Below are 22,681 nucleotides of genomic sequence, written 5' to 3'. Positions count from 1 at the left end.
TTTAGTAATTTGGCGTAATAATCGAACAGATGAATTCCCTTATCCAAAATACTCACGAGTACGTTTCTAAACTCTTAGAAGAGAAACTACCTCCCGAGATCGTCTACCACAATCTACTCCATACCAAACGCGTATTTAAAAGTACGAAAGAAATTTTGGAACACAGTTCCGTAAGCGAGAAAGATGCCGAGGCACTTCAGCTTGCCGCTTTGCTCCATGACGTGGGCTATATAGAGCAATGGGACGGTCATGAGGAGATCAGCGCGAACATGGCTCAAGAGTATTTGGCTTCTCAAGAGGTTCCACAAGAGCAGATTGACACGGTGAAGCGATGCATTTTGGCCACCAAAATGGAATACACTCCCGAGGATGAATTGGAATTTATCATTAGAGATGCAGATGCTTCTCATTTTGCCAAGGACTACTATTTAGAAGCTTCTGAGTATCTGCGAGAAGAATTAAAGAATTTGGGAATTCACGATTATTCCGCGCGCAAATGGACCTTGGTGAATATTGATATGTTTTCCAAGACCCATGAGTGGTATACGGACTATGCCAAAGAGCAATGGCAGCCTCAGAAGAAGCTGAACCTCAAGATGCTCAAGGAAGAAAGCGCCGCTCAGAAAGAAAAGAAAAAGAAGGCCAAGCTCGCTAAACTCAAAGCAAAGCTCAAGGATGAAAGTCCTGAAAAGGCCATTCAGTCCATGTATCGTGTCACCTTGAGGAATCACATCAAACTCAGTGATATTGCCGATACCAAAGCGAATATTTTGCTTTCTGTAAACGCGATCATCATTTCTCTGGCCTTATCCAACTTAATTCCAAAATTGGACAATCCGTCAAACGCCTATTTGATCATTCCAACGGTGGTGTTTGTGATCTTTAGCGTAGCGTCGATGATCTTATCGGTACTCGCAACACGCCCAAATGTGACGCGCGGAAAGTTCACTCGAGAAGACGTGGAGCAAAAACGTGTGAACCTCTTGTTCTTTGGAAATTTCCACAAAATGGAATACAAGGAATTTGATTGGGCGATCAATCAAATGCTCAACGATAAAGACTATATCTACTCTGCCATGACCAAAGACCTTTATTTCCTAGGGATTGTTCTGGACAGAAAATACAAGATCCTCCGTTTGACCTATACGGTATTCATTGTAGGCATAATAGTTTCGGTGATTGCCTTTGCCATTGCTTTTCAATGGTCTGCCGGCATTCGCGAAGCAATGGGAACTTAATTCTTGATCTCTTTCATCAGATCTTCATAGGTATAGAACTGCTTATCGTTCTTTTTGGTCTTGTAAAGCACGTCCACACGGATCGCTTTTAGACCTGTTACGCCTTGTAGATCCTCCAATTCCACAACCTCTACGTTATCACTGAGCACGTTTTTAGACTGTAAGAACTTGATATAACGCAGGTATTCTTGTTCATCACTGCGCTGAGAATAAACTATGGTGATCTTTCCCTTTTCGGTAACGCGTTTGTTAGTGCCTTTAATATAGGCTTTATCCACACGCTTTTTAACTACCTCATAACGGGCGTTGTAAGTACCATCAACATCAAAACGCTTTTCATCCATACGGAAACGCACAGATAGCGCAGCGTTGAACACCAAGATCATGGAAGCCACGTCCAAATCCAAAGGAAGCTTAGGCTTCATATTGTAATAGGCGTTCTCCATCTCACACATGACCTGCAATTGCCACAGACGCAAATTGTAAAGGTATACCTTGTTAAAGCTGTCCTGTTTGGTAATGGATTCTCCGATATACATATTGTGCTCTACCCCATCGGTTTTGAAGCGTTCAAAATAATGCGGATACATCGCTTGGGCCTTAGCCTGCTTTTTATCCAGCAGTTCTGACATCTTTTTATTGATCAGGGTGATGGAATTGTCGTAATCCTTTCTGTGCTTGTAGATCAAGTTCAGGTTTGGATCCAACTGTTCGCGATAGCCCTTTATCGCTGTTGCTAGCTCTGGTGACAACTTATTGAAATGAACAAACAGCGGTTTTATATTGTCCTTGATAAAGGAGCGGATCTTTTGCTCGCTGTCTACCTTTAGGTCTTTGTGAATCACTTCCAGATAGGTATCAATTCGATGGATGTATTGCTCGTAAATGGGCATGGGTTCGGTCTCTAAGCCGAGTTTTATCACATCTTTGATCGCTGCTAACTGCAAAATTAGATCGGCCTGAATGGCGTGATTACGCGCCACAGAAGACCCTTTGATGTCGATCTGCCCAAAGAGCGGATAAACATTGTCAAAAACGATCTCTCTAAAACCTACATCCTCTCCTGCATATCGCTTGGCTAAAACTCGTTTGGATTCTTGAACAAACTTCCAGTGCACACTGGGGTGGATAGAAGTACACTCATGCTGAATCAAAAGTTCGATCTCATTTTCTTCTCTGCGCTTGGAGCTGCGCACCGAGTCAATGATATAAGGCATCATATCATTGAGTTTGTTGGCGTTGATGGAGTTGAGTTCCTGAGGATTTGGAGAGATCAACTCCAAGACACCCAGCACTTTACCCTCATCGCGTACTGCCGCCAAAATTGCGCTTCCCGCCTTCTGATCGTTTAATTTTTTGTACAGCGGATTCTTCGGATACATCTTGTGGAATCGCGCTACGTCTGAGACGCAATAGTATTCGTTAGAGATAAAAAGCGCCTCGTAAGAATGCGGGCATAAAGCCTTGTCGCATGAGGCAGCCATCTGTCCGTTTAAGATATAACTGTGGATATTCTTTCCTTGCGGGATGGGCTCAAACCGATGATCCTCTTCGTTGTAAACCGCGAATCCCATTTTGATCTCAGGCAGATTAAAGATAGCCTGCAGGATGGTTTGGAACTCCTCAATGTCCTCATCTACCTTCTCGTCGTTTTGACGCAGTAAGGTCGCTTTTAGGTCAGACAAGGCTACATCAACTGTTGCGTCGTACATATTGCCGATCACAAAACCGTTGAATTCCCAGCTCTGTGGAGGGAACTTAGATTTCCAAAGTTCAATATTGTCGTAATTATCTATGAGCTCCGCGATGTCTTCCTCGGTGAGTTCTAAAGCTCTTTCTGTAGGTTTCATCTCAATGAAATCTCCATTGTAAAGCACGCGGTAGTTTCTGGTGATTTTATTGGTATCCGGAATAGCAAAGTGGAACGGACGTCTAAAGTCCATACGCTTGCCGTAATGCGCTCCTAAGATCACACTACACGCCATCACGTAAAACTCGTCGTCGGTAAAATTGGTAAAACTCAGGTCGTAATTCCCCTCCGCATTCTTGAGAATGTTCTCAAAGCGCTGGGTCGATTTAAAGATATAATCTCTAAAAGGAATGGTCGCAATCTTGATCTCATTGCGTTGCAATACAGGAGAGAACAGATCGCTCAAAATAAAGTCGATCTGTGGTTTAAAACGCTCCACATCTTCTGGAGATTCCAAACCAGTGGTCAACTCCGGATGCTTCTCCGCCAATTCAAGTACCGCCTTTGCGCGCTCTTGAACTAAGGAGTCCGTGCTATTAATATGCTCTTTGTAGTGTTCAAAGAGTTTTCCAAAGCCAATTTTTATGGTTAATGGAAAGTTGTCGTCACTCAGGTTCATTCCTAGAAATCAATTACTTAGAAGCCTTCTGACCGGCTTGTATTGCAAAGATACAATAATATAATCTTAACAAAATTTATTGCCGCGAATCGCTATTTTTGCCCTTTACACTCTTTAGACGTATGAGATTATTATTCGTTACGGCAATCGCCGCAATTTTAACAGCCTGTGGAGGCGATAGCGGACAAAAAAAATTAACCGGAACTGCTTTGGGTTTTGCCGAAGGCACCAAACTCTATTGGCAAAGCATCGATGAGAATAACCAACCGGTCATTTTGGACACCCTTATCGTTCAAGGTGGAAAGGTCAGTATTGACTTGGAATCTGTAGAAGGAGCAGAACTGCGTTTGATCACAGAACCTGTTGGGCGTAAGAATATGATTGTCTTTAATGAAAACCAAGACATTAAGATCACCATGTACAAGGACAGCATGCAAGCCTCTCGCGCCAGCGGAGGACGCAGCAATGATCTTTATGCAGAATACAACCAAACCCTGCGCCAATACGCGGTCCTAAAAAAGGAGAAAGCCGAGGCTTATAAGCAGGCGCGTCAAGAGCAGGATGGTATTATGATCAACATCTTACAAGAAGAGAACAAAGAACTCATGTCTGCAGAACGCGCTTTTAAAAAGCAGTTCGTGCAAGAGAATCCGAACTCGCTCTTTACCATGATCATCCTTTCTGAATTGATCAACAAAAAGGACATCACTGCAGATGAAGCTCGTGAGATCGTTGAGAACACTAGTCCAGAGGTATTAAACACCCTGATCGGAAAAACCGTGAAGGAATCCTTAGAAGCCATGAAGAACGTGGAGATCGGTGGTATCGCTCCAAAGTTTGAAGCGCCGAATCCAGCGGGAGAGGTTGTTTCTCTAAAAGATGTCAAAGGAAAAGTCACCCTTATTGACTTTTGGGCCTCTTGGTGTAAGCCTTGCCGTGTTGAAAACCCTAACTTGGTAAAAGCCTATGAAGCCTACCACGACAAAGGCTTCAACATCATTGGAGTTTCACTGGATCAACCTAACGGAAAGGCCCGTTGGATCAAAGCCATCGAAGACGACGGCCTGCCTTGGCCACAGATCTCTAATTTGCAATTCTGGCAAGATCCTATTGCGCGTATGTACAATGTACACGCTATTCCTGCCTCATTTCTTTTAGATGAAAACGGAGTGATCATTGCCAAAAACCTGAGAGGACCGCAGCTAGAAGCTAAACTGGCTCAGTTATTTGACAATTAATCGTCTGCCAAAAGCAGAAAACTCACTTGCACATTAACACGGATCTCTAGTTCTCCTGGAGCAATTGTCGGTTCACTTTCCGCAGCGTCTGCTACTGCAAAAGACCGCATGTTCACCGCAGGCATAACCGTTGCCGTTTGTTCACTGATCTTTACCGCCCTACCGATCTCTTGTCCTAAGGCACCGGCATATTCACGTGCTTTTTGTTGCGCGTGCTGTACCGCTTTCTTGCGCGCCTCGGCTTCTAAGCTGACTCGCTGTGAACTCCCAAAGGTGATATTGTCAATGCGGTTGACTCCAGAACTGATCAAGCCATTCATTACTGATTCATACTTGCTGAGATCTTTGAGCAATACATTAATGGCTTGATTCGCCTGATAATTGTAAGTCTTGGAATTGTAGTTGTAATTCTTATTGAGTCTGATATATTCCGTTTGCACGTCGGCATCTGGGATTCCTGAATCCTTTAAAAAGCGTAACACAGCTGCGACTACCTGATCATTTTGTTTCTTCACGGTAGCAGCCTCCTGTCCCGTATTCTCCACACGCAGACTTATTAAAACCTGATCTGGCGTGATCTTGACCATCCCAGTTCCTGTAACATCAACGCGGGAAGGAAAAGCCTCTGTTTGGGCATATATGCTTGTACTCATAATAGTTAGACTGATAAATAAAAAAAGTGTTCTCATATTCGTTTTTGTTTGATAAGCACAAACAGTGCCACAATTGGAACCGCCATCAGCACAACTATTTCCGTGCGAGATTCCAGCAGATAAGGTTCAAATAAAAGGGTTAGCGCATATCCCGCTACTGCGCCACCAAAGTGAGCGTCATGACCAATATTACCCAATTGGTTTCGCATGCCGTAGATGGAATAAACCAAGTATAGTATTCCAAAAAGCCACGCCTTTATAGGTATCGCAAAGAAGAGATACAAGTTTTGATTTGGATACAACAGCACAAAGGCAAAAACCACTCCAGAGACTGCACCACTGGCACCAATGGCGCTGTAGTGATATTCATTCTTATGAAAAGCATACGACAAGAAATTCCCAACCAGCAGACTCGCAAAGTAAATGATCAAAAAAGGAAACAAGCCCAAGCGGTTCATAATGGCTCCGGCAAAAAAGTAAAGGGTTAGCATATTGACCAACAAATGCGTCCAATCTGCATGCAGAAATCCAGAGGATAAATAACGTATGTATTCTCCGCGACGAATCGCGCCGACGTTGAATTTGTATTTCTCAAAAAATGAAAAGTCCTGGAATCCTTTGGAGGAAAACAGAATGTTGGCTCCAATAAGCAGTATGGTAACCGGGGCTATATCTAACATAATTGCGCTTTGAAGACCAAATTAATGAATTAATTTTAGTTAGTTTTGCTTAAATTTTTTTGATGCGTAAAGCAGTTTATTTTCTAGTTAAATCACTGGTCTGGGCCATCTCTAAACTCCCGTTCTGGGCGCTTTACGCCTTAGCCGATTTTCTATTCCTGCTGACCTATTACCTCATTGGCTACAGAAAAAAGGTCGTTTACTACAACCTTCAACTCGCATTCCCGGATTGGGATGAAACAAAGATCAAAAAGACCCGAAAAGCATTCTACCGTCACTTCTGTGACTTTGTTTTGGAGACCATAAAAAGTTACACCATAAGTCAAGAGCAGGCTGAGAAACGCTTCGTCTATAAGAACGTCGAGATCCTTAAACCCGTATTCAACAATAACCGATCGGTGCTTTTGTGGTGTGGCCATTACGCTTCTTGGGAATGGAGTGGAATTTTACAAAAGTCCATCCCTGTTCAAGGTTACGCAGTCTATAAAAAGTTAGAGGACCCATCTTTTGACGCCATGGTACGCAAGATACGCGGGCGATTTGGCGGCATCATTGTGAACAATAAACAGATCGTTTCTACCCTCTTCAGAAACAAAAAAGAAGGCATTGCTTCCATGACATTGATGCTGAGCGATCAAACCCCAAGACCTACCGTGGCTAAACACTGGGAACCCTTTATGGGCATAGAAGTACCCGTATTTACTGGTGGAGAAGAACTCGGTCGCAGGTTAGATTTGGTTCATCTTTATTTGCATGTGGAAAAGGTAAAACGCGGCTATTACGAGGCTACTCTGGTTCCTTTACATCCTGCTGAGGCGAATGAATATCCAATCACCCGTAGCTTTTTGAATGCTCTGGAATCACAGATCAAACAAGCGCCAGAATTCTACCTCTGGTCCCACAAACGTTGGAAGTATCGCAAAGAGGCTTAGAGCCCGGCCAACTCGCTTAGCTCCCCAATAAATCGATCTGCAAGAGCATCTGCAGCCTCAGCGGACGGAGCTTCTGTGTAAATACGAATGATCGGTTCTGTATTCGATTTGCGTAAATGAACCCAAGAATCTGCGAAGTCGATCTTTACCCCATCAATGGTCGATGGGTTCTCTGCAGCGTATTTGCTGTGGATTCCAGCCAAGATACCATCGACGTCCAATTCCGGAGTCAATTGAATTTTCTTTTTACTCATAAAGTAACTCGGATAGCTCGCGCGAAGCTCGCTCACCGTTTTGGTTTGATAGGCCAAATGGGTCAAGAACAAAGCGATTCCTACTAAGGAATCACGCCCGTAATGCAGCTCTGGATAGATGATTCCACCATTACCTTCACCGCCAATAACGGCGTTCTTCTCTTTCATCATGGTCACGACATTGACCTCGCCTACTGCGCTGGCAAAATACTGTCCGCCGTGCTTTTCAGTGATATCGCGCAAAGCTCGAGAAGATGATAAATTAGAAACCGTATTTCCAGGAACTCTGCTCAAAATATAATCCGCAACAGCAACCAGGGTGTACTCCTCCCCAAACATGCTGCCGTCTTCTGAGATAAAAGCCAATCGGTCTACATCGGGGTCCACAACGATACCAAAATCAGCACGCTCGTCAATAACGGCTTTCATAATATCTCCTAAGTGCTCCTTTAGCGGCTCTGGATTGTGTGGGAAATGCCCGGTCGGCTCGCAGAATAATTTTACAGTTTGTACACCCAAACGGTCTAATAACAAAGGAACAGCCACTCCTCCACTAGAATTCACGCCGTCAACAACCACTTTAAAGCCTGCTTTTTTGATAGCCTCGGCATCTACCAGATCCAAATCAAGGATCTCATCAATATGCAGATCCATATAGGCTTGGTTCTTATTGATCTCGCCCAGATCATCAACTGCTGCAAAATCAAAATCTTGATTGCTGGCAATGTCTAAGATCTCCTGTCCGGCCGCAGCATCTAAGAATTCTCCTTTGGCATTTAGGAGTTTTAAGGCATTCCATTGTTTGGGATTGTGACTAGCCGTAAGGATAATGCCTCCGTCCGCATGCTCCATAGGAACAGCTACCTCAACAGTTGGTGTGGTAGAGAGTTCCAAATCCACAACATTGATCCCCATGCCGATTAAAGTCTGCATGACCAACTCTTGGATCATCGGTCCTGAAATTCGCGCATCGCGACCCACCACCACTTTGTAGTTGGTCTTTTCACGTTGCTGCTTGATCCAAGTGCCATAGGCTGCTGCATAGGTCACTGCATCAATAGGAGTTAAATTATCCCCGGCGCTTCCGCCGATAGTTCCTCGAATTCCAGAAATAGATTTGATTAGGGTCATGCTCAATAAATTTTGGCAAAGATAGCATTTCTTCAGAGGCTCTAGTCCGTAGATTTTGTAAATTCGAGACATGAATTATCTCGCTCATATTTATCTCTCCGGAGGTGATCCGGAAGTAACCGTGGGCAACTTTATGGCCGATGCCGTCAAAGGAAAAAACTACCTGAATTATTCCGAAGGTATTCAAAGAGGCATCATTCTACACCGCGCCATAGACACCTTTACCGATAGTCACCCCATTGTAAAACAGAGCAGCAAACGCCTGCACAAAAAATACGGGCATTATAGCGGAGTCATTGTAGACATTCTCTACGATCACTTCCTTGCAGCCAATTGGAGCGATTACAGCGACCAACCGCTGGATCAATATGTTCAAGACTTTTACCACTTATTAGAAGCGCATCATGACATTGTACCGGAGCGCATTCAAAAGATCATGCCGATTATGTTTGCCAACAATTGGCTCTTGAGTTATGCCACGGTGGAAGGAATTGGCAAGATCCTCTTCCAAATGAACCGCAGAACCAAGAACCGATCCAAGATGAATTTCGCTATCTTAGAGCTCGAAGCGCATTATGAGGAATTCTATGAAGAGTTCACCACTTTTTTTGCCGAACTCATGACCTACAGCGCTGAAAAACTAAAAACCCTATGACCAAAACACTAGCCAGCCTGTTTGCAATTCTACTGCTTGTAAGTTGCAAGAATGAACCCGAGACTACTGCAGTAGCAGCTCCGTCTAAGCAAGGATTAATTACCGAAAAGGCCATGGTGGTCTCTGCCAGAGAAGAGGCCTCCCGTATCGGAACGGAAATTCTAAAAATGGGTGGGAACGCCTTTGACGCTATGATCGCCACGGAGATGGCGCTAGCCGTGAGTTATCCCTTTGCCGGGAATTTAGGCGGTGGAGGTTTTATGGTGTACCGCACCAAATACGGAGAATTAGGCGGCTTGGATTATCGTGAAAAAGCGCCCATGGCTGCTTTTAAGGACATGTATTTGGATGAAAATGGCGACGTGATTTCTGCGAAGAGCAAGATCGGTGGACTGGCAGTAGGGGTTCCCGGCACTGTGGCCGGTATTTTTGCAGTACATGAAAAATTGGGTTCTCTACCCATGGAAACCTTGTTGGAGCCTGTAATTCAATTGGCCGAGCGCGGTTATGTGGTGACCGAAAAGCAACAAGCGCGTTTTGACCATTACGCAGCCCTCTTTGATTCTATCAACAAGCAAAAAACACTTTACAGTCAAGGTTTTAAGGCAGGAGATACGGTGAAGAATCCAGCACTCGCCTATAGTTTAAAGACCTTACAAACGGAAGGGCGCTCTGCGTTTTACGGCGGCGTTCTGGGAGAGCAATTGGTAAGTTACCTCAACAAGCACGATGGAATCATCACCATAGAAGACTTAAAAGCTTACGAAGCCCAGTGGCGTGAACCGGTAGTATTCGATTATAAAGATTTACGAGTCATTTCTATGTCACCACCGTCATCTGGAGGAATTTGTTTGGCGCAGATCATGAAAATGATTGAACCCTATGATCTCAGCAGTTATGGGCACAATAGTTTAAAAGCCATTCAAGTCATCACCGAGGCGGAACGCCGTGCTTATGCCGATAGAAGTTATTATCTCGGTGATCCTGACTTTGTGGATATTCCAACGGAGATTTTAACCAGCGACTCTTACCTGAGCGGTCGTATGAGTGATTTTAGTTTTGATGCGGCCACGCCTTCATCAAGCATCAACTACGGAGAAGTAGAGGTTGTAGAATCTATGGAAACTACCCACTACTCTATTGTAGACGCCTTTGGAAACGCTATTGCAGTCACCACAACACTCAACGGAGCTTATGGTTCTAAACTTTATGTCCCAGAGCTCGGATTCTTTCTGAACAATGAAATGGATGACTTTAGTGCCAAGCCCGGCGTACCTAATATGTTCGGACTCATAGGTGCCGAAGCCAACTCCATCGCTCCGCAAAAGCGTATGCTCAGCTCCATGACCCCAACCCTTATTGAAAAGGACGGCGAATTCTGGATGACCGTGGGAACCCCCGGTGGTTCTACGATCATTACCTCAGTTTTACAAACCGTGCTCAATGTATATGAGTTTGATATGAGTATGCAGGAAGCCGTTAATGCACCGCGTTTCCATCATCAATGGCTGCCAGACGTGATCTTGTTTGAGCCGGAAGGTTTTGATCAAGCGGTTTTGGACAGTCTAAAAACTAAAGGCTATTTGCCCAATTCTAACAACTCACCCATCATCGGTAAAGTGGACGGAATTCTGGTTTTACCTGACGGTAGATTGGAAGGCGGAGCTGACCGAAGAGGCGATGATACTGCCGTTGGTTACTAGGTACTTACACGATGTATTTTCTTACAAAAAGTAAGATTTGTACTACATTTTAAGATATTTTTCTATTTTTACGGCAGATTAGGTAACTCTATGTTGCAGCAGGAGCTACAAATTTTTATACTTGGGGCTATTATATTTAATTGATTTTTAGATACTTATAGTTTAAATTTACTTTAAAACGAATCTACAACGCCGTTTCTGGGCCGTTGCACACTTAGCTGTGTTCGGGTCTAAAAACGTGCTTGACCTGCTGCCATAGCGCTATCAAAAGTGCAAAATATGGCCAAATCCTATAAAAAGGATATACTCAATATAATACCGCTGATCTTCAGTGGGCTGCTTTGTATTGGCCTGTTTTTTCTCTTGTGGCAAAAAAGCCAGACCGACCCGGAGTTCGCTCCCCTGCTGCAAAACATCAACACCACGCTAACTTACATCAGTGCCATCTTTGGCGCTGTGATAATGGTGTATCTGGCCGCCAATGTGCTTACGGTTAAAACCAATCGCAATAATTTGCTCTCAGAATTGCGTCGAGTTACCGATAAGATGAACAATTTTAGAGAGATCGTAGAGCTGCTTTTGCGCTCTAAGATGTGGCTTCCTGGTCTTAAAGAATATATAGACGATGAGTATGAAGGCCTCACCTTCTTTGAGGTAAAGGAATTCTACAAAGGAAAGTCCAAGCTAGCCATTGAGTTCTTGCAGGAATCGCACAACTATGAAGACACAGAGAACCTGTATTTAGAGCTTAAATCACTGCTCTACAATTCTGCTCGAGACAAACGCATCAATGAGAATGTTACCCATCCGAAGATCTATGACAAGCGTTTATTAGAGCGTTGGCTGGAACATAAATGTGGGTCAGGGCTTTGGTATTACTTCGGATACAAATACAGTACCTACAAAGAAGCGCTCAATTTGAACAATGTTTATGAGCGCCATCAGGATAAAATAATGAAACTGGCCTTGTCTATTGATAACGAGGCCTTTGAGGACTCTTCATTCAATGAAGTATTCCTCTCTAAGCTTGGAGAATATATGTCTAATGAGATTCTGCCCAAGCTCTATCAATTTCAGGAAGGATTCGATAAAAAACTGCCAAGGATGGTTCGTTACCTATACGCCATTTTTGCTGTGCTAATCATTTTTGGAGTGCTACTACCTATAGTGGCTTCCTTGCTGCAACTATCTATGATTTTTAGCATAGTTAGTGTATCGGTGATCATCGCCTTGGTGTTTTTTATCGCTACTTCCTTGTACCAATTTCTGATAAGCGAATCCACCCGTATGCAAGGTTGATAAAAGCTTCTTAAGTCCCTGAGTTTTTAGCGGTCAAATCAGTACCTTTGCAAACTATGGCAAATCAGGACGATTTTATCGAAGTTTTAGGGGCTCGAGTGCACAATCTCAAGAATATAGATGTTCGTATTCCTAGGGAAAATCTAGTGGTGATCACAGGACTTTCTGGCAGTGGAAAATCATCCCTAGCTTTTGATACTATTTATGCGGAAGGACAACGTCGCTACATAGAGACCTTCTCGGCTTATGCCCGACAATTCCTGGGAGGATTGGAACGCCCCGATGTGGACAAAATAGACGGTCTGTCTCCTGTAATTGCCATTGAACAAAAAACTACGAGCAAATCTCCGCGCTCTACCGTGGGAACCATCACGGAGATCTACGACTTTTTACGTCTGCTTTACGCCCGCGCCAGTGACGCCTACAGCTATGAAACGGGTGAAAAAATGGTCTCTTACAGCGATGAGCAAATTCAGGAGTTGATCCTAAAAGAATTTGAAGGCCGCAAAGTTTCTGTGCTTTCTCCCGTGATTCGTTCCAGAAAAGGTCATTACCGCGAACTCTTTGAACAGATCGGTAAACAAGGCTTTATTAAAGTACGCGTAGACGGCGAGATCCTGGATCTGGTAAGCGGAATGAAAGTGGATCGATACAAGATCCACGATATTGAAATTGTGATTGACCGTCTTTTGGTAGACGCCTCTGCCCTTTTGGACAACCGCTTGGCAGAGACCATTAAAACCGCCATGTACCACGGAGATGACGTGTTGATGGTCATTGACAACGAGACTGGAGACACGCGTTACTTTAGTAGAACGCTCATGTGTCCTACCAGCGGTATTTCTTATCCGAACCCGGAGCCTAACAACTTCTCGTTCAACTCTCCTAAGGGTATGTGCCCGAGCTGTAAAGGTTTGGGGCATATGTATGAGATCAATGTGGATAAGATTGTTCCGGACAAAAAGATGTCCATCAAACAAGGAGCGCTAGCCCCGCAAGGTCCGCAGAAATCCAACTGGATCTTTAAACAACTGGAGTTAATTGCAGAACGCTATAACTTTAAACTCAGTGATCCTTTTGAAGATATTCCGAAGGAAGCCGTGGATATCATTCTTTACGGTGGAAACGAAAAGTTCGAAGTCGCTTCTAAAACATTGGGAATAACTCGTACATATAAGATCGATTTTGAAGGGATCGCGAACTTTATAGAGAATACCTACCACAACAACGACTCGGCTTCTTTGCAGCGCTGGGCCAAAGAATATATGGACCATGTGGAATGTCCGGATTGTGGGGGATCCCGCTTGAGAAAAGAATCGCTTTACTTTAAAGTAGCTGAGAAAAGTATTGCAGATCTCGCTAAAATGGACGTGGTAGAACTCTTGGAGTGGTTCTCCTCCATTGACGACAAACTCAGCGAGTCGCAAAAGAAGATCGCCTCAGAAGTGATCAAAGAAATTAAAGCGCGTTTGCAATTCTTGGTGGATGTAGGCCTTACCTACCTCTCCCTGAACCGCAGTTCTAAATCCCTCTCCGGTGGGGAAGCCCAACGCATCCGCCTGGCAACACAGATCGGTTCTCAGTTAGTTGGAGTACTCTATATCTTGGACGAACCGAGTATTGGACTCCACCAAAGAGACAATGCGAAACTAATAGACTCTCTGGTAAAACTCAAAGAGCTTGGAAATTCCGTCTTGGTTGTGGAGCACGACAAGGACATGATAGAGCACGCAGATTATGTGATCGACATAGGTCCTGCCGCTGGAAAGCACGGAGGAGAGATCGTTTCTAAAGGTGCTCCCGAAGAGATCTTGGAACATCCGACACTAACGGCGGAGTATCTCAAAGGCACCAAAATGATCGAAGTGCCGGCCAAACGCCGTGAAGGTAACGGCAAAACCTTAAGCCTTACTGGAGCCACAGGGCACAACTTAAAGAACGTTAGCATTGATCTGCCGCTGGGTAAAATGATTGGGGTTACCGGAGTATCGGGTAGTGGAAAGTCCACTTTGATCAATGAAACCCTGTATCCTATTTTGAATGCGCACTTTTTCAACGGTGTTAAAAAACCGCTACCGTATAAGAAGATCAGCGGTTTGGAGCATATTGACAAGGTGATCGACATCAATCAAAGTCCAATTGGGCGCACTCCGCGTTCCAATCCTGCAACTTATACCGGAGTGTTTTCAGAAATACGTTCGCTTTTCGCGAAGGTTCCAGAGGCGGCTATTCGCGGTTACAAACCGGGACGATTTAGCTTCAACGTGGCCGGTGGACGTTGCGAAACCTGTAAAGGAGGCGGTCTAAAAGTCATTGAGATGAACTTCCTTCCGGATGTTTATGTAGAATGTGAAACCTGCCAAGGAAAACGCTTCAATCGTGAAACTTTAGAGATTCGCTATAAGGGGAAATCCATTTTTGATGTTCTTGAAATGACCATCAATGAGGCCTGTGATTTCTTTGAACACATTCCAAAGATCTATCGCAAGCTCAAGACTATCAGAGATGTAGGCCTCGGGTACATCACCCTAGGGCAACAATCAACAACCCTTTCCGGAGGAGAAGCCCAGCGAATTAAACTGGCAACAGAGCTTTCCAAGCGTGATACCGGCAACACTTTTTATATCTTAGATGAGCCCACTACTGGTTTGCATTTTGAAGATATTCGGGTTTTGATGTTGGTTTTGAACAAATTGGTAGACAAAGGAAATACGGTTCTGATCATTGAACACAACCTCGATGTTGTAAAAATGGTAGACTATTTGATAGACATAGGACCAGAAGGTGGTAAAGGCGGAGGAAAAGTTGTCGCCGAAGGAACCCCAGAAGAAATTGTGAAAGTAAAATCGAGCCATACCGCAGCTTTTTTAAAGCGCGAACTGGAAACGGTAAAGAAATAAAAATGTAAATGAAATGAGCACAAAGAAATTTAATTAGAATCATGCCATTGAAATAATTAAATTTTTTGTGCGAAAGCGAAGCGGTTGATTTATGCAGATAATTTTTATTTGCTTGATTAACAGCCTAAAAAAATTATCAAATAAATGAAAGCTAATAACAATCCAAAAGGTTGGAATGAAGTAAAGACCAACGACTCCTGGGCGATCTTTAAGATCATGGGAGAGTTTGTCAACGGTTATGAGAAACTGAGTCTTATTGGACCCTGTGTTTCTATCTTCGGATCTGCACGAACCAAACCGGACCATCCGTATTACAAGCTTGCGGAGCGCATTGCCCAAAAGATCACCGACCACGGTTACGGAGTCATCACCGGTGGTGGTCCAGGTATTATGGAAGCGGGTAACAAAGGAGCGCATATCGCCGGCGGAACTTCTGTGGGTCTGAATATTGACCTACCTTTTGAACAGCACGACAACCCATACATTGACAGCGACAAGAGCATCAACTTTGATTACTTTTTTGTACGAAAAGTGATGTTTGTAAAGTACTCTCAAGGTTTTGTGGTTATGCCTGGCGGATTTGGAACTTTGGATGAGCTTTTTGAAGCGATGACCTTGATCCAAACCCACAAAATAGAGCGTTTCCCAATCATTTTGGTGGGCAGCAGCTTCTGGTCTGGACTCATCGATTGGATCAAACAGACGCTTTTGGAAGACAACGGGAATATTAGCCCGGAAGACATTGACCTGTTCCACATTGTGGATACAGAAGACGAGGTATTGGAAATTCTTAATAACTTCTATTCGAAATACAATTTAAGCCCGAACTTCTAAGTTCTGCTGAACTACTCCTACCCCTATGTTGAAACAATATTGCACCCTATTGCTATTGTTGCTGAGCGGAATTGCGTTTGGTCAAAATGACTTTACCGTAATGTTCTACAACCTACTTGATTATCCATCAGCGCCTCCTGCAGACAGAGACAGTCATTTGCAAACCCTTTTTGAAACCTATCCTCCGGATATCCTTTTAGTTTGTGAATTGGAATCTCCAAGCGGAGCAGACAACCTGCTGGACAATGTGCTCAACGCAGATGAAGCCTTGTATGAAGCAGCTGAATTTGTGTTCAACACCTCAAGTACAGCCAATTTGCAGCAATTGGTATACTACCGTGCAGATAAATTTGAACTCTTAGATTTTACGGTTATTCCAACCACAGTGCGCGATATTAACGGTTATGAATTGGTGCTTAAAACAGCCAATCAAGATACGGACCCAATTACGCTTTTAGTTTATTCATCACACTTAAAAGCCAGTACAGGAAGTGCTAATGAGCTCAAACGCTTTGAGATGATCCAAGCCTTTACAGACACTTTAGACGATTTAGACCCGGACTCCTTTGTAGTCTTTGCCGGAGATCTCAATTTATATACGGGTGCGGAACTGGCCTACTTAGAGCTGACGGCCGTTTCTAATCCCATCGTCTTTAAAGATCCTCTGAACCGCAGCGGAAACTGGAGCAACAATACAGCCTACGAAGATCTCTTTACGCAAAGCACACGCAGTAGCTCTGCCCCTTTTGGAGGGGCCGGTGCCGGTGGAGGAATGGATGATCGTTTTGACCATATCCTAGTCTCTGAGAACCTTTTAGACGCTAGCAGCACTTTGCGCTATGTAGAAGACTCTTACCTTACCATAGGAAACAACGGAAACTGCTATAACCGCAGTGTTAATAACAGTTTATGTGATGGGTTTTACAGCGAGGAACTCCGCGATGCCCTTTGGAACATAAGTGATCACCTGCCTTTAAGCATCACCATAGAGACTGATGAGCCCTTGCTCAGCGTAAATGAGTTTAGCGCCAATAATGACCTTTATTTCCCGAATGGAAACATCGTTAGCTCTCGTATATATGTGGCAGGAAGCATAACAACCGATAATCAACGTTTGGGACTTTACAATAGTCTTGGGCAATTCTTAGGTCATTATAATTTTGAAACAGGAAGCACCTTGGAAATTCCAACGGAGAATTTACCCAGCGGTCTTTATCTTTTGCGTTCTGAAAAGGGCGAAACTCTCAAATTCATCAAACGTTAATGCATCGTGGCATTGGCATAGCTTTCTTGCTTAGCGCATTGCTGAGCAGTCTCGGTTTCGGGCAAACCAATCAGTTGCTCATTAAGGCGGAGGCAGATCCTGTTGGACACTATATAGACGTTGAGCAAGAGATCATTTACTACAACAGCAGTGAAGATACCCTCCACGAGATCTATCTTTTGGACTGGGCCAATAGTTTTTCTACCAAGACTTCAGACCTCGGGATACGCTTTGCGGAGAATTTCAACAACCGCTTTTATTTTGAACAGGATAAGAACCGCGGAAAGACCCAACTCAATTCGCTGACCGACGAGGCTGATTCCACTTTAGAATACACACGACCCAAGGTAGATTTGATCCAAATTGCTTTGCCGCAAGGCTTGGCTCCCGGGGACAGCAAAAAACTTAAACTCAGTTACCGTATCCTTTTGCCCAATGACCGCTTTACGCGTTTTGGTTATGATAATGACAACAACCTAAAGTTGCGCTATTGGTACATGGCTCCTGCCGTCTACAATAAGGGCTGGAAAGCCTACAGCAACAAAAATCTCAACGATTTTTACACAGATCCTTTCCACGTCAAGGTGAATTTCACTGCTCCGACGAATTACAAAGTGATCAGCAACCTCAACACCATCTCATCACGAAATACCGCAGAGGTCACTACTACAGTGCTTACGGGTGACAATCGGACGGAGATACCGCTTTATATTACCAAGAACTTTGATTTCGAATCTGTTATCACTGACGAATTCGAAGTAATTACTAATCTAGACGACAACAAGATCAGTCCGCCGCTGAAGGCTTTGAATATTGATCGGATCATTCAATTCTTGAAAAAGGAACTCGGTCCCTATCCGCTGGAAAAGATGATCATCTCTAGAGAGGATTACAAAATGAGTCCTGTTTACGGTTTGAATCAGTTGCCGGATTTCATCAGTCCTTTTCCCGACGGTTTCCAATACGATATTGAACAACTCAAGACCATCACGGCCAAATACCTCAAGAATACCTTGATGCTGGATCCGCGTAAGGATCATTGGCTTTATGGAGGGATTCAAGTGTATCTGATGATGAAGTATACCGATCTGTACTATCCAGACATGAAGATCATTGGGAGTCTGAGTAACCTTTGGGTGATCAAATGGTCTCATGCCAGTGATCTGGAGTTCAACGATCAGTACGAACTGTTGTATATGAACATGGTTCGTAGAAACTTGGATCAATCCCTGACCACATCTAAAGATTCTTTGGTAAAGTTCAATAAGAATATTGCCTCCAGTTATAAAGCCGGGGTCGGTTTTAAGTTTTTAAAGGACTATTTGGATTCTGATGCTTTAGACGAATCCATCCGCAGTTTCTATGAGCAAAACGTGTTGAAACCAACTACCTCTGAGGCCTTTGCAGACTTGGTGAAGGAAAATGCAGAATTGCCTGTGGATTGGTTCTTTGATGAGTATGTGGAGACCAACGTCCCTATCGACTTTAAGATTAAACGGGTGAAGCGCATGGGAGATTCCCTGCGCGTGACCATCAAAAATAAAACTGGGGTTAAGGTACCGGTTCCCTTGTACGGCCTGCATAAAGATTCTATTGTTTACACCAAATGGTTAGCACCAGTAGACAGTTTGACCACGATCACTATTCCTCGTGAAGGGATCAGACAATTGGCTTTGAACTACAACCGCGTAGTGCCAGAGATCAACAACAGAAACAACTATAAAAACCTCAAAGGGATCTTTAACAAGCCCATAGAATTCCGACTGTTTTTAGATGTTGAGGATCCGCAATACAATCAGAGTTTTGTCATGCCTGTCTTTGATTTTAATGTCTATGACGGACTTTCTATTGGGCCTAAACTCTACAATAAAACGGTGCTTCCTAAAAATTGGAATTACCGCATTCAGCCGCGTTATGCCCTAAAGTCGAATCAAATTGTAGGTAGTGCTTCTGTGGTTTATACAGACTTTATACAAAACCGCTCCTTATATGCGATGCGTTATGGGTTCTCTGGAGGAACGAGTTCGTATAACGTCGGATTGAATTTTAGACGCTACACGCCGTTTATCACCTTCTCGTTTAGAGATCCGGACAATTTGCGCAGCAATATGCGCCAGACCATCAGTTTGAGAAACATCAATATTGACCGTGATGAGGATCCCAATGTTCCTTTGGAGACGCCGAACTACAGTGTATTCAACCTGCAATACACCTATTCAGACAACAACCTGATCGACTTTTATAAGGGAACCTTCAGTTATGAACTTTCTGATCAGTTCAGCAAGGTGACCACTACGTTGGAATACCGCAAGCTGTTTTTGAGTAACAGGCAGTTGAACCTGCGATTCTTTGCGGGAGTCTTTCTCTTTAACGATACCCCGAGGGATGATGACTTCTTCAGTTTTGCCTTGGACCGCCCTACAGATTACCTCTTTGATTACGATTACTACGGCCGTAGTGACGATTCTGGGATCTTCTCTCAACAGATCATTATTGCTGAAGGTGGATTTAAATCTCAGCTAGAACCTGCATTCTCCAACAGTTGGATAGCCACCGTCAATGCCAGCACCAATATTTGGAAGTGGATCTATGCTTATGGCGACGCCGGGCTGATCCACAACAGAGATCGAGGTACTCAGGCCGTTTTTGACTCTGGAATTCGTCTGAGTTTGGTAGCTGATTATTTTGAGGTCTTCCTTCCGCTCTACTCCAATTTGGGTTGGGAACCGAGCTTGGGCAACTACGATCAACGCATCCGATTTATCGTAACGCTAAGCCCACAAACCCTCTTTAGGCTCTTTACCAGAGAGTGGTACTAGGTTCTGCATTTTCATTGATAAATATTTAACAGAATTCCAGATTAGCGGTTTTAATTTAATTATTCGCAATCAAAACAGACATTAGATGTGAATTTGTTAATATTTCGTCCCATAGCACTATTGCCCAATCCGACGATTTTCGCTAATTTTGTGTTCGCGCAAAAAGTATCCCACTATGCAAACACATCCGCAATCAGAAACCGAGATCAGTTTCGAAGATTTTAAGGCTCAAGTACTTAATGATTATCGCATAGCCGTGACCAGTCGCGAATGCAGTTTATTGGGACGTCGTGAAGTACTTACCGGAAAAGCCAAGTTTGGGATTTTTGGCGACGGAAAAGAAGTGCCTCAACTCGCTTGGGCAAAGGCCTTCAAAAACGGAGATTGGCGCAGCGGATACTACCGTGACCAGACTTTTATGATGGCCATAGGCGCTTTGAACATTCAACAGTTCTTTGCGGGGCTTTATGCGCATACAGACCTAGAACACGACCCAATGTCTGCCGGACGTCAAATGGGTGGACACTTTGCCACACACAGTGTTGACGCCAATGGACAATGGAAACGCCTAACGGACCAAAAGAACAGCAGCTCTGACGTCTCTCCTACGGCGAGTCAAATGCCTAGGCTCTTAGGTTTAGCACAAGCCTCTAAGATCTTTAGAAATGTCAAGGAACTCTCAGGACATACACAATTCTCCAAAGGTGGTGATGAAGTTGCATGGGGAACCATAGGAAACGCTTCAACCAGTGAAGGACACTTTTGGGAGACCATCAATGCCGCCGGAGTTTTGCAAGTACCAATGGTAGTGAGTGTTTGGGACGACGAATACGGAATCTCTGTACACGCCAAAGACCAGACCACTAAAGAGAACATCTCTGCTGTACTCAGCGGATTCCAACGCAATAGCGAAGAAGACGGTTATGAGATCATGACCGTGAAAGGTTGGGATTACGCCACACTGATCAATACCTATCAACAAGCCGGACGTTTGGCTCGTGAAGAACATGTACCGGTCTTGATCCACGTTCAAGAGCTCACCCAACCTCAAGGTCACTCTACCAGTGGTTCACACGAGCGTTACAAATCTCCAGAGCGCTTACAGTGGGAACAAGAGCACGATTGCAACCTCAAGATGCGCGAGTGGATGTTGGCAAACAATATCGCCACAGAAGAAGACCTCGTTACTCTTGAGAAAGGCATCAAAAAGGAAGTTCGTGAAGGCAAGAAAGCAGCCTGGAATGCTTATTTAAGCGGGCAGTTGCAAGAACAAAAAGAAGCACTTCAGTTGTTAGCGGAGGTAGAAGCAGCTAGCGCTAACGGTAGTTTCATTAAGCCTATCCGTGAGAATTTAGCAGCCAATACAGAACCGTTTAGAAGCGACATATTAAAGGCCACACGCTCCGTATTGCCCTACTTGGTCGGAGAAAAATCCGAAGCAAAAACAAAACTGCACCAATGGATCGCCAGCTATAAAGCGCGTATCCAACCTAAATACAGCGCTCATCTATACAGTGAGCACGATGGAAAAGCCACTGCCATTGCAGAGGTGCTGCCAGTTTATGACAACAGCGCGGAAGAAGTTGACGGACGCGTTGTGGTTCGTGACAACTTTGAACACATTTTTAGAACCAAACCAGAGACCTTGATCTTTGGGGAAGATTCTGGTAAAATTGGAGACGTTAACCAAGGTTTAGAAGGTCTTCAGGAAAAGTTTGGTGATTTACGTGTTGCTGATGCGGGAATTCGTGAAGCCACTATTCTTGGACAAGGAATCGGAATGGCTATGCGCGGGCTACGCCCTATTGCAGAGATCCAGTATTTGGACTACATCCTATACTGTATTCAGATCATGAGTGATGATTTGGCTACCGTGCGTTACCGAACCCACGGCATGCAAAAAGCACCGCTTATTGTTAGAACTCGTGGACACCGTTTAGAAGGAATTTGGCACAGCGGATCTCAAATGGCCGCCTTAATTCACCTGCTGCGAGGCATGTACATCTTAGTACCGCGCAACATGACCAAAGCCGCCGGTTTTTACAATACACTCCTAGAAAGTGACGAACCCGGACTCATTGTAGAGTGCTTGAATGGTTATCGTCTAAAAGAAAAAATGCCGAGCAATTTAGGGGAATTCAGAACGCCGATTGGTGTTGTAGAAACCGTGAAGGAAGGGAGTGACATCACGCTTGTTTCTTACGGCTCTACCCTGCGATTGGTAGAACAAGCTGCAAAATCTTTGTTACAGGTTGGTATTGATGCCGAGGTGATCGATGCGCAGTCATTATTGCCTTTTGACCTCAGTCAAGACGTAGCTAAAAGTGTGGCTAAGACCAATCGTCTTTTAGTGATCGATGAGGATATGCCTGGTGGAACTTCAGCCTATTTATTGCAAGAGATCTTGGAGAAGCAAAACGTATGGCAGCATTTGGACAGTAAACCACAAACACTATCGGCTCAACCACACCGTCCAGCTTACGGATCTGATGGAGATTACTTCTCAAAACCGTCTGTTGAAGATATTTTTGAAAAAGTTTACAGTATCATGCATGAGGCGAATCCACAGGACTTCCCAACACTTTAGAGGGTTTTTCCTGTGCGATTTTTTCAATTCGGATTTTGATATTAAAAAAATAATTCGAACATTTACACCAGATAACAACAGACAAGTTAAGTTAGACAATATGGCTACTTTCAATTTCAATAACA

15 protein-coding genes are annotated in these 22,681 nt (G+C 44.1%); 11 read left to right on the top strand and 4 right to left on the bottom strand.

What is annotated here, in order from left to right:
• The first annotated feature begins 29 nt into the window (after positions 1-29).
• On the top strand, positions 30-1,238 hold the full coding sequence (locus POW22_RS13870; protein WP_272833358.1) for a Pycsar system effector family protein: 1,209 nt from the start codon (positions 30-32) through the stop codon (positions 1,236-1,238).
• Here POW22_RS13870 and POW22_RS13865 read toward each other — a convergent pair.
• Complete coding sequence (locus tag POW22_RS13865; RefSeq protein ID WP_272833357.1) at positions 1,235-3,607, bottom strand: GAF domain-containing protein; 2,373 nt, start codon at positions 3,605-3,607, stop codon at positions 1,235-1,237. The two genes, POW22_RS13870 and POW22_RS13865, sit on opposite strands and share 4 nt — an antisense overlap.
• 122 nt (positions 3,608-3,729) lie before the next feature.
• Between POW22_RS13865 and POW22_RS13860 the strand changes: the two genes are divergently transcribed.
• Complete coding sequence (locus POW22_RS13860) at positions 3,730-4,845, top strand: TlpA disulfide reductase family protein (protein WP_272833356.1); 1,116 nt, start codon at positions 3,730-3,732, stop codon at positions 4,843-4,845.
• On the opposite strand, the gene POW22_RS13855 is transcribed toward POW22_RS13860, so the two are convergent.
• Together POW22_RS13855 and POW22_RS13850 are read right to left on the bottom strand one after the other, a co-directional pair.
• Positions 4,842-5,498: an SIMPL domain-containing protein gene (locus tag POW22_RS13855; protein ID WP_272833355.1), complete on the bottom strand. Its 657-nt coding sequence runs from the start codon at positions 5,496-5,498 to the stop codon at positions 4,842-4,844. The two genes, POW22_RS13860 and POW22_RS13855, sit on opposite strands and share 4 nt — an antisense overlap.
• A 32-nt stretch (positions 5,499-5,530) precedes the next feature.
• Positions 5,531-6,178, bottom strand: a complete 648-nt coding sequence (locus POW22_RS13850; protein ID WP_272833354.1) for a rhomboid family intramembrane serine protease — start codon at positions 6,176-6,178, stop codon at positions 5,531-5,533.
• 62 nt (positions 6,179-6,240) lie between these two features.
• Here POW22_RS13850 and POW22_RS13845 point away from each other — a divergent pair, with 62 nt between their 5' ends.
• The gene (locus POW22_RS13845; RefSeq protein WP_272833353.1) at positions 6,241-7,110 is read left to right on the top strand and encodes a lysophospholipid acyltransferase family protein; all 870 of its coding nucleotides are present in this window, start codon (positions 6,241-6,243) and stop codon (positions 7,108-7,110) included.
• Here POW22_RS13845 and glmM read toward each other — a convergent pair.
• Positions 7,107-8,495 (bottom strand): phosphoglucosamine mutase, encoded by a 1,389-nt coding sequence (glmM, locus tag POW22_RS13840; RefSeq protein ID WP_272833352.1) that lies wholly within the window; start codon positions 8,493-8,495, stop codon positions 7,107-7,109. The two genes, POW22_RS13845 and glmM, sit on opposite strands and share 4 nt — an antisense overlap.
• Before the next feature lie 70 nt (positions 8,496-8,565).
• Between glmM and POW22_RS13835 the strand changes: the two genes are divergently transcribed.
• The 8 genes from POW22_RS13835 (at position 8,566) to POW22_RS13800 (ending at position 22,556) form a co-directional block, all read left to right on the top strand.
• On the top strand, positions 8,566-9,150 hold the full coding sequence (locus POW22_RS13835; RefSeq protein ID WP_272833351.1) for an acyl carrier protein phosphodiesterase: 585 nt from the start codon (positions 8,566-8,568) through the stop codon (positions 9,148-9,150).
• A complete protein-coding gene (ggt, locus tag POW22_RS13830) occupies positions 9,147-10,853 on the top strand; it encodes a gamma-glutamyltransferase (protein WP_272833350.1) in 1,707 nt (568 codons plus the stop codon). Before POW22_RS13835 ends, ggt begins: the two co-directional genes overlap by 4 nt.
• A 279-nt stretch (positions 10,854-11,132) precedes the next feature.
• Positions 11,133-12,152 (top strand): hypothetical protein, encoded by a 1,020-nt coding sequence (locus POW22_RS13825; protein WP_272833349.1) that lies wholly within the window; start codon positions 11,133-11,135, stop codon positions 12,150-12,152.
• Between the two features lie 56 nt (positions 12,153-12,208).
• Positions 12,209-15,052 carry an excinuclease ABC subunit UvrA gene (gene uvrA, locus POW22_RS13820; RefSeq protein WP_272833348.1) on the top strand — a complete coding sequence of 948 codons (2,844 nt, stop codon included), beginning with the start codon at positions 12,209-12,211 and terminating at the stop codon, positions 15,050-15,052.
• 144 nt (positions 15,053-15,196) lie between these two features.
• Positions 15,197-15,886 (top strand): LOG family protein, encoded by a 690-nt coding sequence (locus tag POW22_RS13815; RefSeq protein ID WP_272833347.1) that lies wholly within the window; start codon positions 15,197-15,199, stop codon positions 15,884-15,886.
• A gap of 25 nt (positions 15,887-15,911) precedes the next feature.
• Positions 15,912-17,150 carry a T9SS type A sorting domain-containing protein gene (locus POW22_RS13810; protein ID WP_272833346.1) on the top strand — a complete coding sequence of 413 codons (1,239 nt, stop codon included), beginning with the start codon at positions 15,912-15,914 and terminating at the stop codon, positions 17,148-17,150.
• Positions 17,150-19,969, top strand: a complete 2,820-nt coding sequence (locus tag POW22_RS13805) for a gluzincin family metallopeptidase (protein WP_272833345.1) — start codon at positions 17,150-17,152, stop codon at positions 19,967-19,969. The genes POW22_RS13810 and POW22_RS13805 overlap by 1 nt, the downstream gene beginning before the upstream one ends.
• A 175-nt stretch (positions 19,970-20,144) precedes the next feature.
• Positions 20,145-22,556: an alpha-ketoacid dehydrogenase subunit alpha/beta gene (locus POW22_RS13800; protein WP_272833344.1), complete on the top strand. Its 2,412-nt coding sequence runs from the start codon at positions 20,145-20,147 to the stop codon at positions 22,554-22,556.
• The last annotated feature ends 125 nt before the right edge of the window (positions 22,557-22,681 follow it).

Origin of the sequence: Gilvibacter sediminis (genome assembly GCF_028561565.1) — a bacterium.
In the GTDB taxonomy this organism is placed as follows: domain Bacteria; phylum Bacteroidota; class Bacteroidia; order Flavobacteriales; family Flavobacteriaceae; genus Gilvibacter; species Gilvibacter sediminis.
This window is presented reverse-complemented; position numbering and strand designations above follow the sequence as displayed.

Excerpts from the sequence above, each read along its gene's own strand:
- POW22_RS13870 (WP_272833358.1), top strand. The coding sequence starts at position 30 with ATGAATTCCCTTATCCAAAATACTCACGAGTACGTTTCTAAACTCTTA.
- POW22_RS13865 (WP_272833357.1), bottom strand. The coding sequence starts at position 3,607 with ATGAACCTGAGTGACGACAACTTTCCATTAACCATAAAAATTGGCTTT.
- POW22_RS13860 (WP_272833356.1), top strand. The coding sequence starts at position 3,730 with ATGAGATTATTATTCGTTACGGCAATCGCCGCAATTTTAACAGCCTGT.
- POW22_RS13855 (WP_272833355.1), bottom strand. The coding sequence starts at position 5,498 with ATGAGTACAAGCATATATGCCCAAACAGAGGCTTTTCCTTCCCGCGTT.
- POW22_RS13850 (WP_272833354.1), bottom strand. The coding sequence starts at position 6,178 with ATGTTAGATATAGCCCCGGTTACCATACTGCTTATTGGAGCCAACATT.
- POW22_RS13845 (WP_272833353.1), top strand. The coding sequence starts at position 6,241 with ATGCGTAAAGCAGTTTATTTTCTAGTTAAATCACTGGTCTGGGCCATC.
- glmM (WP_272833352.1), bottom strand. The coding sequence starts at position 8,495 with ATGACCCTAATCAAATCTATTTCTGGAATTCGAGGAACTATCGGCGGA.
- POW22_RS13835 (WP_272833351.1), top strand. The coding sequence starts at position 8,566 with ATGAATTATCTCGCTCATATTTATCTCTCCGGAGGTGATCCGGAAGTA.
- ggt (WP_272833350.1), top strand. The coding sequence starts at position 9,147 with ATGACCAAAACACTAGCCAGCCTGTTTGCAATTCTACTGCTTGTAAGT.
- POW22_RS13825 (WP_272833349.1), top strand. The coding sequence starts at position 11,133 with ATGGCCAAATCCTATAAAAAGGATATACTCAATATAATACCGCTGATC.
- uvrA (WP_272833348.1), top strand. The coding sequence starts at position 12,209 with ATGGCAAATCAGGACGATTTTATCGAAGTTTTAGGGGCTCGAGTGCAC.
- POW22_RS13815 (WP_272833347.1), top strand. The coding sequence starts at position 15,197 with ATGAAAGCTAATAACAATCCAAAAGGTTGGAATGAAGTAAAGACCAAC.
- POW22_RS13810 (WP_272833346.1), top strand. The coding sequence starts at position 15,912 with ATGTTGAAACAATATTGCACCCTATTGCTATTGTTGCTGAGCGGAATT.
- POW22_RS13805 (WP_272833345.1), top strand. The coding sequence starts at position 17,150 with ATGCATCGTGGCATTGGCATAGCTTTCTTGCTTAGCGCATTGCTGAGC.
- POW22_RS13800 (WP_272833344.1), top strand. The coding sequence starts at position 20,145 with ATGCAAACACATCCGCAATCAGAAACCGAGATCAGTTTCGAAGATTTT.